Raw genomic sequence first — 16,101 nt, 5'->3', positions numbered from 1 at the left:
GGCTGCCGGTCACCGGGTGCTCCGGGCGCGGACCGCGCGCAGGGCGACCAGGCCGAGCCCGGCCGCGGCGATCAGGACGAGGACGCCCTCGGGAAGCGGGCCCATCCGGGTCGCGGGCGTCAGCGAGGAGCGCAGCGGCACCTTGTCCACGAGCGCGTCCGGGGTGAACTGCTCCGTCTGCCGGACGATCGTCCCGTCCGGGCGGATCACCGCGCTGACCCCGCTGGTGACGGGGACGACGACGGACCTGCTGTGCTCGACGGCCCGCACCCGGGACATGGCCAGCTGCTGGTAGGTCATCTCGCTGCGGCCGAAGGTGGCGTTGTTGCTGGGTACGGCGATCAGCTGGCCGCCGTGCATGACGGTGTCCCGTACGGCGTCGTCGAACGCGGCCTCGTAGCAGGTCACGAGCCCGACGCTGGTGCCCGCCAGGTCGAAGACGCCGACCTTCCTGCCGGGACCGAACTCGCGCTGCACCCTGTCCACGTCCGAGCTGAAGACCCGGGCGACGGACCGCATCGGCATGTACTCGCCGAACGGCTGGATGTGGCGCTTGTCGTAGGTGTCGACCGGGCCCTTGCCCGGGTTCCACTGGATGAGGGTGTTGCGCAGGTTCCCGGTGTCGGGCTCGACGACCGCCCCGATCACGGTGGGCGCGCCGATCGCCTTGACCGCCTCGTCGATCAGGATGCGGGCGTCGGCGTTGCGGTAGGGGTCGAGGTCGGAGGAGTTCTCGGGCCACAGGACGAAGTCGGGCTGCGGGGCCTTGCCCTGCTTCACCTCCCGGGCCAGCTGCTCGGTGCGGCGCACATGGTTGTCGAGGACGGCGCGGCGCTGGGCGTTGAAGTCGAGCCCGAGCCGGGGCACGTTCCCCTGGATCGCGGCGACGGTCGCGGTGCCGTCCTCGGCGGAGTCGTCGACCAGCGGCAGTGCGGCGAAGGCCCCGGCCACGGGGACGAGCACGGCCGCGGCCGCGGCGACGGCGGCTCCGCGCGGCACGGTCCCGGTCGCCCGGTACGCCCGGAAGCGGAGCACCGCCTCGCAGAGGCCGAAGCCGCACAGCACCACCGCGAAGGAGAGCAGCGGGGTGCCGCCCAGGGCGGCCAGCGGCAGGAACACGCTGTCCGCCTGGCCGAACGCGATCTTCCCCCAGGGGAAGCCGCCGAACGGCACCCGGGCCCGGACCGCCTCGTCGAGCGCCCAGACGGCGGCGGCCCACAGCGGCCAGCAGGCGAGCCGGCTGACGGCGGCGATCCCGAGGCAGCCGACCGCGATGAACAGTGCCTCGGCGGTGGCGAGGGCCAGCCAGGGCACGGGGCCGACGTCCTCGCCCGTCCAGTGCAGCAGCGGCAGCATGAAGCCGAGGCCGGCGAGGAGACCGAGCCCGAACCCGGCGCGCAGCCGTCGGCCGTGCAGTACCCAGCCGAGCAGGGCGAACCCGGGCAGGACCAGCCACCACAGGGGGCGGGGCGGGAAGCTCAGATAGAGCAGCACGCCCGCGATCACTGCGGCGGCGGGTCGCACCAGGCGCTGTCGCCGGGAGACGGTGGAGGGAACCGGCTGCGCGGCTCCGACGGGGGTGATGGTGGCGCTCACCCGGCGGAGTCTACGGTGGGTGGCTGTGCGCCCGGGAGTCCCTCCCGGCAGGAAGTGCCCCTGGTCAGGCTCCGGCCGTCGCGCCGCCCGTGGTCAGCCGCAGGCGTTCGCGGATGAACCGGACGCCCGCCTCGGCGTCGTCGACCGTGATGGTGAACGTCCGGCCGTCGCCGAGCCGGAGCACCAGCCCCTCGCCCCGGCGGACCACCACGGCCGTGCCCTGCTCGGGGCGCCAGCGGTAGCCCCAGCCGCCCCACTGGCGTGGGGTGACCTCGGGGGCGAACTCGGCGCCGACCACCTGGGTCAGCAGGATCCGGCGCCGGGGCAGGCCCATGTGGCCGCAGCGCACCTCCAGGGCGTCCCCGTCGATCCGGACGGCCACGTTCACGAAGGCGAGGGTGCCGAACAGCATGAGGAGTCCGGCGGCGACGCAGCCGATCACGGACATCAGCAGGGGGGCGACCCCGGAGGTCCAGTTGGAGCTCACGGCCAGCTGGACGCCGAGCGCCAGGCAGGCCGCTCCCCCGGCCGCGAGGACCCACTGGGCCCGGTTGGTGGCCCGGCCGGTCCAGACGGCGGGGTGGGGATCTGTTCCGTTGTGACGGGATTCGCGGGAGTCGTCCCTCATGTCCAGCAGCGTACTCAGGAATCCGCACGCCGGGCAGGGGTCGAACGGCCCGCGCCGGGTCAGCGGACCGGGCTGACGGCTCCCAGCAGACGCCCTTCCGGGTAGGCGGGCGCGGCCTCGGGGAGGTCGGTGAGGTCTCCGCCGACGAGCACCGAGACGCGTCCGGAGGATTCGGCCGACGGAGCGGGTTCGGCCCCGATCCGGCGCAGTGCCTGGGCGGCGACGGCCCCGGCCGATCCGTACAGCGCGACGGGCGGCAGGCCGGGCCGCCCCACGGCGGCGCGGATGCGCTCGCCGACCAGCTCGTAGTGGGTGCAGCCGAGGACCACGGCCCGCACGTCGGGCGGGGTGTGGGCGGCGGCGGCGGCGACCGCACGGTCGATCGCGGCCTCGTCGGCCTCCTGCACGGCGTCGGCGAGACCCGGGCAGGGCACCTCGGTGACGTCGACGGCGTCGGCGAATTCCGCGATGAGCCGGCGCTGGTACGGGCTGCCGGTGGTGGCGGGCGTCGCCCAGATCGCGACGGGACCGCCCGTGGCGACGGACGGCTTGATCGCGGGGACGGTGCCGATGACCGGCAGCGCGGGCTCGAACGCGGCGCGGAGCGCGGGCAGGGCGTGGACGGAGGCGGTGTTGCAGGCGACGATCAGTGCGTCCGGCCGGTGGGCGGCGGCCGCGCGGGCCACGTCCAGCGCGTGGGCGGTCACGTACTCGGGCGTACGCGGCCCCCAGGGCGTGTGCTCGGGGGCGTCGGAGGACAGCACCAGATCGGCGTCGGGCCTCAGCCGGCGCACCGCGGCGGCCGCCGCGAGGAGGCCGATTCCCGAGTCCATGAGCGCGATCTTCACCCGGTCACCATAGTCGACGGCTCGTGCGGTTACGTCCGGGTGGGGCAGACTGCGGCGAATGAGCGCCGTTGCCTGGATCGCCGTGGGTTCGCTGGCCGCATGGGTGTGGCTGCTGCTGGGACAGGGGTTCTTCTGGCTGACCGGCCAGCGGCTGCCCCGTCGTGAGGACCCCGGACGCTGGCCGTCCGTCGCCGTCGTGGTGCCCGCGCGTGACGAGGCCGACATGCTGCCGGTGACCCTTCCGTCCCTGCTGGCGCAGGACTACCCGGGGCGTGCGGAGGTCTTCCTCGTCGACGACTGCAGTACGGACGGTACGGGCGACGTCGCCCGCGCGCTGTCCGTCCGGTACGGCGGGCTGCCGGTGTCGGTGCTGTCGCCGGGTGAGCCCGAGCCGGGCTGGACGGGCAAGCTCTGGGCGGTGCGGCACGGGATCGCCCGCGCCCGGCTGCGCAGGCCGGCGTACCTGCTGCTGACGGACGCCGACATCGCGCACGAGCCGGACAGTCTGCGCGAGCTGGTCGCCGCCGCCGAGTCCGGCGGCTACGACCTGGTCTCGCAGATGGCCCGGCTGCGGGTGTCGAGCGGGTGGGAACGGCTGGTCGTCCCGGCCTTCGTCTACTTCTTCTCGCAGCTCTACCCGTTCCGGTGGGTGAACCGGGCCGGAGCGCGGACGGCCGCCGCGGCCGGTGGCTGTGTCCTGCTGCGGACCGGGGCGGCGGAGCGGGCCCGGGTGCCGGAGTCGATCCGGCAGGCGGTGATCGACGACGTCTCGCTGGCACGGGCGGTGCAGCGCAGCGGGGGACGGATCTGGCTGGGGCTCGCCGAGCGGGTGGACAGTGTGCGGCCGTATCCCCGGCTCGGGGATCTGTGGCGGATGGTGGCGCGGAGCGCGTACGCGCAGCTGCGGCACAGCCCGCCGCTGCTGGTGGGGACGGTGCTGGGGCTGGCGCTGGTCTATCTCGCGCCCCCGCTGGCGCTGGCCGCCGGGCTGCTGGGCGGGGACCCGGTGGCGGCATGCGCGGGCGGTCTGGCATGGGCGGTGATGGCCGGGACGTACCTCCCGATGCTCCGCTACTACCGGCAGTCGCCCTGGTGGGCGCCCCTGCTGCCGTTCACCGCCCTGCTCTACCTGCTGATGACGGTCGACTCGGCGGTGCGGCACTACCGGGGCCGGGGCGCGGCCTGGAAGGGGCGTACGTACGCCCGTCCCGAGGCCGCGCCGGAGCCGTGAGCGGGGGGCCGGCGGTGGACCGGCCCCGCCGGGGTCACTTGCGGCCGGGGGTCCAGTTCATGCCCCACCCGTAGGCGTGGTCGATGGTGCGCTGCGGGCTCACTCCGCGCTCGGGGACGAGATAGCGGGCCTCGCGCTGGACGGTGAGGTCTCCCCCGTTGTTCGTCAGCAGGGCCAGGGCGCAGACGGTGGACGGGACGGTGCACTCGTCGAGCGAGAAGTCGATCGGCGCGCCGTGCTGCGGCTGGAGCGTGACGGTCGCGTGGAGGTCGGCGAAGCTCCGGGCGCCCTCGTAGATGGTGACGAAGATCAGGACGCGGCGGAGTCTGTCCATGTGGTCGAGGTTGACGGTGAGGTTCTCCCCGGTGGCCACGGCACCGGTCCGGTCGTCCCCGTCGAGATGGATGTACGGGGGCTGGTGGAGGGCGCCGAAGGCGTTCCCCAGGGCCTGGACGACGCCCTTGCTGCCGTCGGTGAGCTCGTAGAGGGCGCAGAGGTCGAGATCGAGGTCCGCGTGCTGGGCGATGGCCCGGCCGAGCTTGCTCCCCCAGCCCTTGAACTGCTTGCGCACCTCCCAGTTGAGGTTGACGCGGAGCGCCCCCGACGTGCCGCCCTGCTTGGCGAGGGAGACCCGCGGCGCCTCCTTGGTGAGCGTCACCTTGGAGAGGCGTACCGGGGCGGCGGCCGGCGGAGCCGGCGGGACGGGCGGGGCGGGAGGCATGGTCGCGCTCTGCGTCTGCTGGGAAGCCCAGGACGGCTGGGGCGGCTGGGGCTGTGAGTTCGGCTGGTACGCCTGAGGCTGCTGGGACTGGGGCGGCGGCGGGTACGAGGGAGACTGCGGCGGCCGGGGCGGCTGCTGCGGCTCGTCGACGGAGATCCCGAAGTCGGTCGCGAGACCCGCGAGGCCGGTGTCGTACCCCTGGCCGACGGCCCGGAACTTCCAGGCGCCCTGGCGGCGGTAGAGCTCACCGAGGATGAACGCGGTCTCGACCGTGGCGTCCGCGCTGTCGAAGCGCGCGATCTCCCCGCCGTTCTCCGCGTCCGTGATCCGTACGTACAGCCCGGACACCCGGCCGAAGGTGCCGCCGTCCGCGGAGGCCGCCAGGACCACCCGGTCGATGGCCGGTTCGACGCGGGCGAGATCGACCGCGAGGTTGTCAGTCATTCCCTCCGCGGACGGGCGCTTGCCCTCGTGGCGCACCGCCCCGGAGGCGTGCGAGGGCTGGTTGTAGAAGACGAAGTCGGCGTCGCCGCGCACCTTTCCCGACACGAGAAGGAGCGCCGAGCCGTCGACGTCCGGTGTGCCCGGGGCGGTACGCCACCCCAGTTCGACCCGCACGGCCTGGGCCGGCACCGGAACATTGGCCCCTTTTAGCATGGTCATGCTCGCCCCCATCGCGAGTCCCGCGGTCCACAATCTCTTCCCCGCAAACCTAACCCGCCGGGCGGGCGCACGGGGCGCGGAGACCGGGCCGGCCCGACGACCCGTCCGTCCGCGCGGGGTCCGGAGCCTCCCCGGTCCGCTCCGGTCTTCCGATCGGGTGTTCCCGGCGGGTCCGGGCGCGGCCCGCCCCGCACACGAGGCCGGTCTTCGGGAGAAGTACCGCGTGCCCCCTCTCGGTTCCGCCGACCCGCCGCCCGGCTTTCCCGACGAGAGCGTGCTCGGCCGACGTGTGATCCACGGCGTCGAAGCGGTACCCGTCACCTGGTCACGCCGCCGGGCCGGGGGCCGCCCCGGCCGCGAGGTCGGCGAAGCGGTGGGCGACGGTGCGCCAGGTGGCGGTGGACTCGGGCTCGTCCCGCACCGCCCGGGCATGCAGGGTCTCCGGGTCCGGCGCGCCGTTGCGGTGCAGGCGGTCGCGGTTCCAGCCGCGGATCCGTTCGGCGGTGGTCTCCGGATGGAACTGCACGCCCCACGCCACGGAGCCGATCCTGAACGCCTGGTAGGGGCAGTCCTCGCTGCGGGCCAGCCAGTGGGCGCCGGCGGGGAGCGCGGTGACGGCGTCGACGTGGTTCTCGATGGCCGAGGGGTGGGCGGGCAGTCCGTGGAACAGCGGATCGTCGGCCGCCTCGGGGCGCAGGTCGAGCCGGGTGCTGCCGAACTCGGGCGTTCCGTGGTTGCCGCGCACCTCGCCACCGGCGACCTGGGCGAGCAGTTGGCCCCCGAGGCAGATGCCGAACACCGGCGTCCGTGCGGCGAGGGCCTGCCGTACCAGCTCCCGGGTCGCGGGGAGCCAGGGCGCGCGGACGTCGTCGTCGGGGAGGAAGGCTCCGCCGAGCACGATGAGCGCGGAATCCTCCAGCCGGTCCGGAAGCGGGTCGCCCTCGTGGGCCCGGACCACCCGTGCCGTGACGCCCCGCTCCGCCAGCCAGGCGGCCCAGCGGCCGAGGCCGCCTCCGGAGTCGTGCTGCACCACCAGGGCCGTGGCCGTCGTGCCGGTGTCCTTCATCGTGCCGCTCCTCGCCGTCGTCCGTCGCGTGGCTCCGACTACCGCTCCGTCAGCTCCGTCAGCCATACGTGCCCGGGATGGACGCGTTCCAGCCAGGCGCTCAGGCGGTGCCGTCGCGCCGGGTCCAGCAGCGGCAGCACTCCGCGGAAGTCCGCCCGGTCCTTGGGCCGCGCCGCCTTCGCCTTGAAGAGCAGCACGGCTTCGGGTGCCAGATAAGGGATGCCGTCCGGTGTGCACTCGATGATCTCGTCGTAGGGCAGCCGCAGTTCCGGGTCGCGGCGGCAGATCCACATACCGCCGTCGTGCGGCTCGCGGAACACGTCGAACAGGAACCGGCCGGTCTCCGGATCCCGCGCCCACGTCTGATGCGTGGCCGCCAGAACCCCAGCTCCCGCCTCTTCCCAGATCCGCCCCCAGCCGACCGCGTCGAAGACAAGATCGGGGAATCGGTCCCGAATCCCGGGGAAATCCGCGGCGGGCACCGCGACCTCCAGATCGCCGTGCGCCCGTGTTTGCTCCCCGCGGAAGAGATCCAGCGCCCATCCCGCCGCGACGCACCACGGGGTCTCGATTCCGCGCAACCGCTCCGTGATCCGCTCCGGCCGCCAGGCACCCGCCCAGCGGGCCTCCACTTCGTCCAAGTCGGCCACGGTGCCGCCGGGCGGCGGTAGTTCGGTCATCGGCCCAAGATACTGGTGGCACTTGCCGCGCGGAAATTTCACCGACGGAACCCTTATCCCGCATTTAACCGGCCCGGCGAAAGCGTTCCGGGCCGGCGATCTCCGCTCCGGGCACCGCTACGCGGATGTCACCCTTTGCGGCCCGGCGGCCACTTCTCGTGAACCATCGCGCCCACCACCGGAAATGACCTCGTGTTCACAGCGGATTTAGCAATCTTTACAGCGGCTCGCGCCGACAGAATCAGCGTAAATCGGATGCCCCCGAGATGGGGACTCCCCAACCGGCACATCGTGGGCTTAACTTAGGTGTCATGACGTCCCCCCGCTCCACCTTCGGCGGCGGCTACTACGCCGCACCGTCGTTCCCCGACACTCCGATCTACGACTCCCTGGTCGCGGAGCGGGGCACTCCTCAGATCGCTCCGATCCGAGTCCCGGCCGCCTACGACACCGGCAACAGCTATCTGCCCGCCCTCCCGGCGGCGCTGCCGGCTCTTCCCGCGGCCCCCACCCCCACCCCGCCCGCGCCGTCGTACGGCTATCCGCAGCCCGCGCCCCCGCAGGGGTACGCGCCCGCGCCGCCCGCGCCGTTGCAACACGCCCCGGCGCCGTACATCCCGCAGCAGCCCGCCGCGGCCCGCGGCGGCTACCCGGCGCCCCATCCCCAGCAGCCGCAGCGCCCCGCGCCCGGTACCGGCTACGAGGCGATGCGCCCGGCGGCGCCGCGCCCCGCGCCCGCCCCGGCACCCCGCCCGGCCCCCTCGCCCTACGAGGACCCGTACAACCGCCCCTACCAGGGCCGGGGGTACTGAACCGGGACATGCGCCGTCGTACGGAGCCGCCGCCGGGCCATGGGGACTCGGCGGCGGCTTCCGTGTCGGTACCGGACGGCTCGTCAGTGGATGGAGCGTCAGTGGACGGTTCGTCAGCCGGGCGGCGGGGCGGGGGAGCTCCGCACGCCGAGCGGAGAGAGGGCTCATTCTCGCCCCCTCCTCCGCGCATGAAGCATCCCGTACCGGGCTAAGACGGATACGGAAGGGGGCGTGGACAGTGCGAGCGGTGACGGGTGTCTGGCGTTGGCGGCACAATTCGCTGCGCCGTGCCACGGACCGGCGCGAGGCGTGGACGGCCCTGGCCTCGCTGCTCCTGATGGTGCTGGCGGCGCCCGCGCTGGGCTGGGCGTGCGGGGCGCGGACGGACGACGCGCTGCAGGAGTCGGCGCGGGCGCAGCGGGCCGGACGTCATGCCACCACCGCGGTCGTGGTGCGCCGGTCGCCGCAGGGCCCCCGCTTTCCCTCCGACCCCGAGACGGCCCCGCGGCACACCCTGCCGTCCTCGGTGGTGGCGCGCTGGCGGTCCCCCGACGGCACGGAGCGGCAGGGCACCGTGACGATCGAGTCCCGGCGGACCGCCCCCGGCGCCCGGGTGGAGATCTGGACGGACGACGCGGGCCGCCCCGTCCCCCGTCCGATGGACGCGGCCACCGCCCGCGCCCACGCGGTGCTGGCGGGGATCGGTGCCGGGCTGCTGGCGGCCGGCGCGGTCGAGGGGGTCCGGCAGCTGATCGTCCGTCGCCTGAAGAAGGCGCGGTACGACCGGATCGACCAGGAGTGGGCCAGCACCGGTCCGGACTGGGGCAGGACCGGTACCGGCAGTTGATCGGCTGCTGATCGGGGCAACTCCCGCCCGCCGCGCGCGCTACGGTGGACCGGCCCGCCCGGTTTCCCGGTGGGCGGTCCCGGGGACCCACCGCTGCCGCGAGGCCGGTGACCAGGGCATCAGGCACGCACGAGGTGGGGACACAACAGCGCCATGGCACAGGGCACGGTCCAGGTGACACACACCGGAACTTCGCGGTGGCGGCGCCGCACAGGCGAGTACCCCTCCCTCACCGCGGCCCTGGAGGCCGCGGCCGACGGGGACGTCCTCACCGTCTCGCCGGGCACCTACCGGGAGAATCTGGTCCTGCACCGCGCGGTGACCCTGCGCGGCACCGAGGGCTCGGTCGGCTCCGTGCGGATCGCGCCGGTCGACGGTGTGCCGCTGACCGTCCGCGCCTCCGCCGTCGTCTCGGACATCCATGTGGAGGGCCAGGACTCGACGGCGCCCGCGCTGCTGATCGAGGACGGGGCGCCGGAGATCGCGGACCTGCGGATCGTCACCCGCTCCGCCGCCGGGATCGAGGTGCGCGGGGCCGCCCGTCCGACCGTGCGCCGGTGCACGGTCGACAACCCCGCCGGTGCCGGTCTCGCCGTACTCGAGGGGGCGGGCGGCGTGTTCGAGGAGTGCGAGGTGGTCTCCGCCGGGCAGTCCGGCGTCTCGGTGCGCGACGGCGCACACCCCCGGCTCGAGCGCTGCCGGATCCACCACGCCTCGGGCGCGGGGCTGAGCGTCACCGGGGAGGGCAGCGGCCTGGAGGGCTTCGGCTGCGAGGTGTACGAGATCAAGGGCAGCGGTGTCCAGGTCACCTCCCGGGCGTCCGCCCATCTCACCGACTGCACGGTGCACCGCACGTCCGCGGACGGGGTGACGCTCGACACCGACGCCGTACTGACGCTGGCCGACTGCGACATCCACGACATCCCGGAGAACGCGGTCGACCTGCGGTCCCGTTCGGTGCTCACCCTGACCCGGTCCACGGTGCGCCGCTTCGGCCGCAACGGCCTCTCGGTCTGGGACCCCGGCACCCGGGTCGACGCCAACCAGTGCGAGATCCACGACAGTACGGGCGACTACCCCGCGGTCTGGGTGAGCGACGGGGCGACGGTGATACTGGACTCGTGCCGGGTCCACGACGTGCCGGACGCTCTCTTCGTCCTCGACCGGGGCTCGCGCGCCGACGTCGTCGACAGCGATCTCTCCCAGGTCCGCAACACCGCCGTGTCGGTGAGCGACGGGGCCACCGCGCAGCTCGACGACTGCCGCATCCGCGAGACGTCCACCGGTGCCTGGTTCCGCGACCACGGCAGCGGCGGCACGCTGAACAACTGCACCGTCGACACGGTCCAGACCGGCGTGATCGTCACCAAGGGCGCCGACCCGACGATCGAGCGCTGCACGGTCACCTCGCCCGCCGAGGCCGGTTTCTACGTCTCCGCCGAGGGCCGCGGCACGTTCAACGGCTGCCGGGTCACCGGGAGCGACGGCTACGGATTCCATGTGATGGACGGCTGCCGTACGACGCTGACCCGCTGCCGGACCGAGCGGTGCGCCCGCGGCGGGTACGAGTTCGCCGAGCCGCCCGTCACCCGTGGCGACGGCCAGGGGACCGGCCCGGTGGTGGAGGACTGCACGAGCGACGAGAGCGCGCTGCGCTCCTCCGCTCCCCCGGCGCCCACCGTACTGACGGCCACCCAGTCCTCCTCCGGGCTGCTCGGCGGGGTTCCCGGCCAGCGTGCGGTGGAGCCCGCCCCGGCCGGGACACCCGAGGCTCCCGCGCGCCCCTCGGACGCGGTGCTGGCGGAGCTGGACGCGCTGGTGGGCCTGGACAGCGTCAAGCGCGAGGTGCGGGCCCTCACCGACATGATCGAGGTGGGCCGGCGCCGCCAGGAGGCCGGGCTGAAGGCCGCGTCGGTCCGGCGCCATCTGGTCTTCACCGGCTCCCCCGGCACCGGCAAGACCACCGTGGCCCGGCTCTACGGCGAGATCCTCGCCTCGCTCGGGGTGCTGGAGCGGGGCCATCTGGTCGAGGTGTCCCGGGTCGACCTGGTCGGTGAGCACATCGGCTCGACCGCGATCCGTACCCAGGAGGCGTTCGACCGGGCGCGTGGCGGGGTGCTGTTCGTCGACGAGGCGTACGCCCTGTCGCCCGAGGACTCCGGCCGGGACTTCGGCCGGGAGGCGATCGACACCCTGGTGAAGCTGATGGAGGACCACCGGGACGCGGTGGTCGTGATCGTCGCCGGGTACACCCACGAGATGGAGCGGTTCCTGACCGTCAATCCCGGTGTGGCGTCCCGTTTCTCCCGGACCATCACGTTCAGCGACTACGAGCCCGCCGAGCTGCTGCGGATCGTCGGGCAGCAGGCCGACGAGCACGAGTACCGTCTGGCCTCCGGGACCGGGGAGGCGTTGCTGAAGTACTTCACCGAGCTTCCCAAGGGGCCGGCGTTCGGCAACGGCCGCACCGCGCGCCAGACCTTCGAGTCGATGGTGGAGCGGCACGCGGGACGGGTCGCCCAGCTCGACGAGGTGAGCACCGACGACCTCACCCTGCTCTACCCGGAGGACTTGCCGGAACTGCCCTGACCCTGCGGCGCTCCTGCCTCGTCCGTCCCGGCCGTCTGCCGGGGAACGACCGGGTCGAGGCGCTCCAGCAGCGCGGCCCGTTCCTCGGCGAAGACCGGGTCGGCCTGGTAGTCGCCGTGCCCGAGGATCGCCTCGGGCAGCGGATGCTCCGGGGTCCGGCCGTAGACCAGGGGGTCGCGCAGCGGACCTCGGTCCACCTCGGGGCCGGTGACGTCGTCGAGGCGGATCCGGCCGCCGATCGGGTCGGTGGCCCGCCACAGGTTGCGCCAGCAGTGCACGGACCGGTGCAGCACCTGCATCGGCCCGGTCCCGAAGTAGGCCGGGAACCAACGCCCGTACAGCCGCTCGATCGGTGAGCCGTAGGTGAGCAGGGCGACCCGGCCGCGGGTGTGGGCGGGCAGCTGCCAGACCGCGGACGCGGCCAGCACACTGCCCTGGGAGTGCCCGGAGATGACGAGCCTGCCGTGGGTCAGTCCGGTCCAGCCGGACATCCGGGAGGCCAGGTCGGGGACGGCGCGCTCGGCGTAGCAGGGCGGGGCGAAGGGGTGGGCGGCGCGCGGCCAGAACGTGCCGACGTCCCAGAGGATGCCGATGGTGCGCCGGGCGGAGGCGTCGCGGTAGGCGCGGCGGCCCCAGGTGACGAAGAGGATGAAGCCGAGTCCGACCATCCAGGAACCGGTGGACTGGGCGGCGTCGGCGAGGGATTCGAGGAACGCGCCGCTGCCCTTCATGGCGAGCCCGGGGACCTCCCCGGTCGCCCAGGCTCCGAGGACCGCCCCGGCGCCGAGCAGCAGGGCGGCCCCGCAGAGGGGGCCGAGCATCCAGGCCACGGAGTCGGTGAGCCCCGCGGCGGCCCGGACGCGGGCGATCTGCCGGGTACGGGCGGGCTCCGGCCGGCCCTCGGCGTACTCCCGGTCGATCCCGGGCTCCATGGCGCGGGCGGTGCGCCAGGTCCGTGCCAGCAGGAACAGGGTGGGCAGGGCGAGCAGCACCAGGAGCACCGGGATGATCGATGCCTGCCAGCTGAGCAGGACGGGCGGTCCGGGGATGACGGAGCCCTTGCCCATGCCGGGGGTGCCGGGGCCGTCGAGCCAGTCGGCGACGCGCTGGGAGACTCCGCCGCTCATCACCCCGCCGAGGGCGCAGGCGAGCATGGCGACCACCGGGCCGCCCAGTCCGTACAGGACGGTGCGGGCTTCGGGGGTGCGGTGGTAGAGGCCCAGCGAGACGGCGGCGAGCACCACGACGAGGGTTCCCTGGCCGATGGCGAGGAAGCTGAAGGCGAAGTCGCCCGGGAGGGTGCCGGAGGAGACCCAGCCGGGGCGGGACCAGGCGGCGTACGCGGCGGAGAGGACGAGCAGGGCCAGCGCGACGCCGGGCAGGTAGGTGATGAGGGCGCGGTCGAGCTTGTTGTCCAGGCGCCGTTCGCTGCGGCCCCGGCGGCAGACCACCCAGACCACCACGAACCCGCAGAGCAGCAGCGTCGCCTCGATCAGCCGGCCGACGAAGCCCGGCACGGGGCTCGCGACGGAGCGGTCGTGACGGGCCGCGGCGCCCGCGACCGACGCGGCGACGGTCAGGAAGCCGGCGGCGGTGTGCGCGGCGCGCAGCCGGGCGACCAGCCGGCGGCCGTACCAGAATCCGGGCCGGGCGAGGGCGGGGACGCCGGAGGGCGTGCCGGCACCGGAGTCGTAGGTGTCGTCGTCGGGGGCGGAGCCGGTGAGGGTGCGCTGCGATTCGTACGCGCTCCAGGTGCGGTTGGAGAGGAACCACAGGAGCGTCACCAGGGCGGTGGGCACCACGGCGGCGAGCGCGAGCCGGCGGCCCGGCTGGGACCACCAGCCGCCCTGGGCGGTGGAGAGGAAGCCGAGCCAGGAGCGCTGGTCGGAGCAGGCCGGGACCCCCGCGCACTGCCAGGCCACCAGGTCGAGCGCCACCTCGCAGGCGGCCGCGGTGAGCAGCGCGGTGAGGCTGAGCGCGACGAGCCGGACGACCACCCCGTACAGGCGCACCGCCCGGGTGCGGGCGCGGGCGGTGGGGCGCATCCAGTGGGCGAGGTTGACCACCATGAAGGGGAGCAGCAGCAGCCACAGGGCGCGGGAGCCGTTGCCCGAGGTCAAATTGGACCAGCAGTACGCCTCGGGGATGGGGCGGTCGCGGTAGCGCTCCGGGTGCTGTTCGGCGTCGGTGTCCTCGGCCCGCCGGTAGATGGCGGCGGTCGCGTCGCCGGTGATCCGGACCGTGCGCGGATCGTCGAGCATCTCCTGGGGGGTGGTGCCGCCCACCCCGTGGACCAGCAGTTCCAGCGCGGGCCCCGGACTCTGCGGGGCCTGGGAGGCAGGTGGCACGAGGGTGACTCGCTCTCTGGTTCATGGGGGGGTGTTGACGCGGTGTCACCAGGATCGTGGAAGGGGCCGGTGTCCGCGCCGCTCTCACGGAATCTCCCCAGTGCGGCGGTGGACCACACCGCGTGGCAGGATGACCCCGTTCGACATGACCGCCGCACGGCCACGGAGGAAAGGGGCGGACCGGCGTTGAGCGAGAACCAGAACCTGCTCGCGGAGCAGCGGCGTGCGCTGATCCTCGACGAGGTACGCAGGCGCGGCGGGGTCCGGGTCAACGAGTTGACGCGCAGGCTCAATGTCTCCGACATGACGGTGCGCCGTGACCTGGACGCGCTGGCCCGCCAGGGCGTCGTCGAGAAGGTGCACGGCGGGGCCGTGCCGGTGGTCGAGGCCAGTACGCACGAGCCGGGTTTCGAGGCGAAGTCGGCGCTGGAACTGACGGCCAAGGAGGACATCGCGCGGGTGGCCGCGGCCATGGCGGTGCCGGGCAGCGCCATCGCGCTCTCCGGCGGTACGACGACGTTCGCGCTGGCCCAGCGGTTGCTGGAGGTGCCCGATCTGACGGTGGTGACCAACTCGGTGCGGGTCGCCGATGTCTTCCACACCGCGCAGCGGCCGTCGGGGACGTCCGGGGCGCGGCCCGGGGCGGCCACGGTGGTACTCACCGGCGGGGTGCGGACGCCCTCGGACTCGTTGGTCGGTCCGGTCGCGGACCAGGCGATCGCCTCCCTCCACTTCGACGTGCTGTTCCTGGGAGTCCACGGGATCTCCGTGGAGGCCGGGCTGTCGACGCCGAACCTGGCGGAGGCGGAGACCAACCGCCGGTTCGTCCAGTCGGCGCGGCGGGTCGTGGTGGTCGCCGACCACACCAAGTGGGGGACGGTGGGCCTGAGTTCGTTCGCGGCGCTGGAGCAGGTGGACACGTTCGTGACGGACGCGGGGCTGTCGGCCGCCGCCCGTGCGGAGATCGAGGAGCATCTGCCGGGGCTGGTGGTGGCGGGGCGGGGCCCGGACGGCGGCGCCTGATCCCCGCCGCCCGGCGGGGCGCGTGCCGGACTTGTCGGACACTCCGTAGAATCGCGGGGTGGCCGTCTTCCGGATCGAGCGCTTCACCTCACTCCCCGCCCCCGAGTCCTGGCGCCGGGTGACGGACTGGGAGCGGCACGCCGCGCATGTCCCGCTGACCGGGATCACGGTCGCGGAGGATTCGCCGGCCGGGGTCGGGACGGTCTTCGTGGCGCGTACCGGGCTGGGGCCGCTGGCGTTCGACGATCCGATGGAAGTGGTGCGGTGGGTGCCGCCCGTCGCCGGGCGGGCGGGGTCGTGCCGGCTGGAGAAGCGCGGTGCGCTGGTGCGGGGCCGGGCATCGATCGAGGTGTCCCCGACGGGGTCCGGTTCGCATGTGGTGTGGGTGGAGGAGCTGACCGTGCGTCCGCTGCCCCGGTGGTGCGATCCGGCGCTCGCCCGCGCGGGGCGCCGGGTCTTCGGCCGGGTCCTCGACGGCCTTCTGGCACAAGACATCTGATATCGCGTCAGCTATGGTGTGGCCGACCGGTCCCACGACCGCACGGGAGGTATGTTCCATGCCGCGCCGACTCCGTTCCGTGGAGCTGGAATTCATCGACACCGCCCCGGTGCGGCTGGTCTTCTCCGCCGGGGTGTCCGCGCCCCCGGAGGCGGTGTACCGCGCGCTCGCCGACGACGTGCCGGGCTGGCCGGAGTGGTTCACGGCGGTGACGTCCGCCCGCCCCACCCCGGACGGCGATGGCCGCGTGGTCCGGCTCAAGGGCGGCTTCACCGCCCACGAGACGATCATGGCGGCGGAGCCCGGCGAGCGGTACGCCTACCGGGCCGACCTGGTCAACGCGCCCGCCGTACGGGCGTTGCTGGAGGAGTGGCGGCTGACTCCGGCGGGTGCGGGCACCCGGGTGCAATGGACGTTCGCCGTGGACGGTCCGGCGCCCTACCGGCTGCTCATGCGGCTGGCCCGGCCGGGGGTGGGCCGGGCCTTTAGGGAGGCGGTGCGCGCTCTCGACCGGCGGCTGGCGGGGGCCGCCGCGTAGCGGACGCCCCCG

The 16,101-nt window shown here is 74.0% G+C and carries 14 protein-coding genes; 7 read left to right on the top strand and 7 right to left on the bottom strand.

From position 1 onward, the window contains the following. Window positions 1-9: 9 nt before the first annotated feature. From lnt to ACF08W_RS15840, 3 genes are all read right to left on the bottom strand, one after another. The gene (gene lnt / locus ACF08W_RS15850) at window positions 10-1,596 is read right to left on the bottom strand and encodes an apolipoprotein N-acyltransferase (protein ID WP_392279563.1); all 1,587 of its coding nucleotides are present in this window, start codon (window positions 1,594-1,596) and stop codon (window positions 10-12) included. A 64-nt stretch (window positions 1,597-1,660) separates the two neighbouring features. Beyond that, window positions 1,661-2,224, bottom strand: coding sequence for a hypothetical protein (locus ACF08W_RS15845; protein WP_352277848.1), 564 nt, complete (start codon window positions 2,222-2,224; stop codon window positions 1,661-1,663). Between the two features lie 59 nt (window positions 2,225-2,283). Beyond that, window positions 2,284-3,072: a glutamate racemase gene (locus ACF08W_RS15840; RefSeq protein ID WP_392279562.1), complete on the bottom strand. Its 789-nt coding sequence runs from the start codon at window positions 3,070-3,072 to the stop codon at window positions 2,284-2,286. 58 nt (window positions 3,073-3,130) lie between these two features. Here ACF08W_RS15840 and ACF08W_RS15835 point away from each other — a divergent pair, with 58 nt between their 5' ends. After that, window positions 3,131-4,303, top strand: a complete 1,173-nt coding sequence (locus ACF08W_RS15835) for a glycosyltransferase (protein WP_352277844.1) — start codon at window positions 3,131-3,133, stop codon at window positions 4,301-4,303. Window positions 4,304-4,337: 34 nt separating this feature from the next. Here the strand turns inward: ACF08W_RS15835 and ACF08W_RS15830 are convergent, their stop codons facing one another. The 3 genes from ACF08W_RS15830 to ACF08W_RS15820 form a co-directional block, all read right to left on the bottom strand. Then, window positions 4,338-5,699: a TerD family protein gene (locus ACF08W_RS15830; protein ID WP_392279561.1), complete on the bottom strand. Its 1,362-nt coding sequence runs from the start codon at window positions 5,697-5,699 to the stop codon at window positions 4,338-4,340. A gap of 313 nt (window positions 5,700-6,012) precedes the next feature. Further along, complete coding sequence (locus ACF08W_RS15825) at window positions 6,013-6,753, bottom strand: type 1 glutamine amidotransferase (protein ID WP_392279560.1); 741 nt, start codon at window positions 6,751-6,753, stop codon at window positions 6,013-6,015. Window positions 6,754-6,791: 38 nt separating this feature from the next. Beyond that, window positions 6,792-7,433, bottom strand: coding sequence for a nucleotidyltransferase domain-containing protein (locus ACF08W_RS15820; RefSeq protein WP_392279559.1), 642 nt, complete (start codon window positions 7,431-7,433; stop codon window positions 6,792-6,794). Between the two features lie 311 nt (window positions 7,434-7,744). Here ACF08W_RS15820 and ACF08W_RS15815 point away from each other — a divergent pair, with 311 nt between their 5' ends. From ACF08W_RS15815 to ACF08W_RS15805, 3 genes are all read left to right on the top strand, one after another. Further along, window positions 7,745-8,245 carry a DUF6643 family protein gene (locus tag ACF08W_RS15815; protein ID WP_352277838.1) on the top strand — a complete coding sequence of 167 codons (501 nt, stop codon included), beginning with the start codon at window positions 7,745-7,747 and terminating at the stop codon, window positions 8,243-8,245. Between the two features lie 247 nt (window positions 8,246-8,492). Continuing rightward, window positions 8,493-9,092, top strand: a complete 600-nt coding sequence (locus tag ACF08W_RS15810; RefSeq protein WP_385212623.1) for a hypothetical protein — start codon at window positions 8,493-8,495, stop codon at window positions 9,090-9,092. Window positions 9,093-9,245: 153 nt separating this feature from the next. Next, window positions 9,246-11,681 (top strand): right-handed parallel beta-helix repeat-containing protein, encoded by a 2,436-nt coding sequence (locus ACF08W_RS15805; RefSeq protein ID WP_392279558.1) that lies wholly within the window; start codon window positions 9,246-9,248, stop codon window positions 11,679-11,681. Here the strand turns inward: ACF08W_RS15805 and ACF08W_RS15800 are convergent. Further along, window positions 11,651-14,029 carry a hypothetical protein gene (locus ACF08W_RS15800; RefSeq protein ID WP_392279557.1) on the bottom strand — a complete coding sequence of 793 codons (2,379 nt, stop codon included), beginning with the start codon at window positions 14,027-14,029 and terminating at the stop codon, window positions 11,651-11,653. The two genes, ACF08W_RS15805 and ACF08W_RS15800, sit on opposite strands and share 31 nt — an antisense overlap. A gap of 186 nt (window positions 14,030-14,215) precedes the next feature. Between ACF08W_RS15800 and ACF08W_RS15795 the strand changes: the two genes are divergently transcribed. Genes ACF08W_RS15795 through ACF08W_RS15785 form a run of 3 tightly spaced genes read left to right on the top strand, consistent with a single transcriptional unit; the run spans window position 14,216 to window position 16,089 of the window. Beyond that, entirely contained in the window at window positions 14,216-15,052 is an 837-nt protein-coding gene (locus ACF08W_RS15795; protein ID WP_392279556.1) for a DeoR/GlpR family DNA-binding transcription regulator, read from the top strand. A gap of 58 nt (window positions 15,053-15,110) precedes the next feature. Continuing rightward, the gene (locus ACF08W_RS15790; protein WP_392279555.1) at window positions 15,111-15,551 is read left to right on the top strand and encodes an SRPBCC family protein; all 441 of its coding nucleotides are present in this window, start codon (window positions 15,111-15,113) and stop codon (window positions 15,549-15,551) included. Window positions 15,552-15,609: 58 nt separating this feature from the next. Next, window positions 15,610-16,089, top strand: a complete 480-nt coding sequence (locus tag ACF08W_RS15785) for an SRPBCC family protein (RefSeq protein ID WP_392279554.1) — start codon at window positions 15,610-15,612, stop codon at window positions 16,087-16,089. The last annotated feature ends 12 nt before the right edge of the window (window positions 16,090-16,101 follow it).

The sequence above is a fragment of the Streptomyces sp. NPDC015144 genome (assembly GCF_043079735.1).
Classification (GTDB): Bacteria; Actinomycetota; Actinomycetes; order Streptomycetales; family Streptomycetaceae; genus Streptomyces.
This window is presented reverse-complemented; position numbering and strand designations above follow the sequence as displayed.